The organism is Pseudoalteromonas sp. S16_S37, assembly GCF_014694405.1.
GTDB lineage: Bacteria > Pseudomonadota > Gammaproteobacteria > Enterobacterales > Alteromonadaceae > Pseudoalteromonas.
Genome location: NZ_JAAUWV010000158.1, coordinates 1 through 1,076 on the forward strand (window position 1 = coordinate 1; position 1,076 = coordinate 1,076).

The 1,076-nt window shown below is 41.4% G+C and carries 1 protein-coding gene and 1 pseudogene; both read left to right on the plus strand.

The features are described from left to right. Positions 1 to 93, plus strand: a pseudogene (locus tag HC733_RS23700) (IS982 family transposase); the annotation flags it as partial. Between the two features lie 33 nt (positions 94 to 126). Then, complete coding sequence (locus HC733_RS22365) at positions 127 to 993, plus strand: DUF1800 family protein (RefSeq protein WP_274602048.1); 867 nt, start codon at positions 127 to 129, stop codon at positions 991 to 993. Positions 994 to 1,076 lie beyond the last annotated feature (83 nt).

A 1,076-nucleotide genomic window follows, 5' to 3' on the forward strand; every position in this document is an offset into this window, starting at 1 on the left:
AGCTGTATTTCATTTATGGTGAACTTGATGGCAGGCCTCATCGCTTATACTTTTCAAGCAAAGAAACCGAGCATAAAGGTTACTCGGCTTTAGTTCTTATACAGATCTCAGGTTAATTACAAAGCACTGTTAAAAGCGGTGACCTATTCGCCAGCAATGGGTTACTACCTAACCTATCTTGGCAATAAAAAAGGCGACCCAAATAAAGGGACTGTACCTGATGAAAACTATGCCAGAGAGCTGCTACAACTTTTCAGTATTGGTTTGTTGGCGCTCAATCAAGATGGAACAACCAAGCTAGATAAAACTGGGCAAGCCATCGAAGTTTACGATAATCAAGATATCACTGGACTAGCGCGCGTTTTTACCGAGCTTAACTATGATGAAGAATCAGCCGAACAGGAAGGTATGTTCTACAATAGCGTATTCACGTTACCTATGATAGCTTTCCCCAATGATCACTCTGCTCAGCCAAAACAATTTCTCGACCTAACCATAGCAGAGAATACTAATGCAAAAGAGTCCATAGATATAGCGATAGAACATATTTTTTCACATCCCAATTTGGCTCCATTTATTGGCAAGCAACTTATCCAACGCCTCGTTAGCTCAAATCCAAGTAGAGGCTATGTAGCAAACGTTGCAAGAGCATTTAACAGTGGAATATATAAGCTGCCTGATGGATCTATCATTGGCGATGGAAAAAGAGGCGCTTTGGATGCAACGCTTGCAGCTATCTTGTTTCACCCAGAAGCTCGCAATCTTGCAACAGTAAGCGGAGGGAAGCTCAAAGAGCCTATATTGCGCTTTACACAATGGGCTCGTGCATTTTCGGTTAAAAATATCACACCACGCTTTCAACCAATGCTTTGGGACACTAGTTTAGTCTCTCGACTCAACCAACACCCCTATCGCTCACCCAGTGTCTTTAACTTTTACCGACCCGGCTATAAAGATAACTGGCCCCCAATTTTCGGACATGACTTTAAGTGATTGTTCTGTTTTTATAGTAACCAAAAATATTGGAATAGATGATGACTAGAAAACGTAGAAACCACTCTCCTGAATTTAAAGCT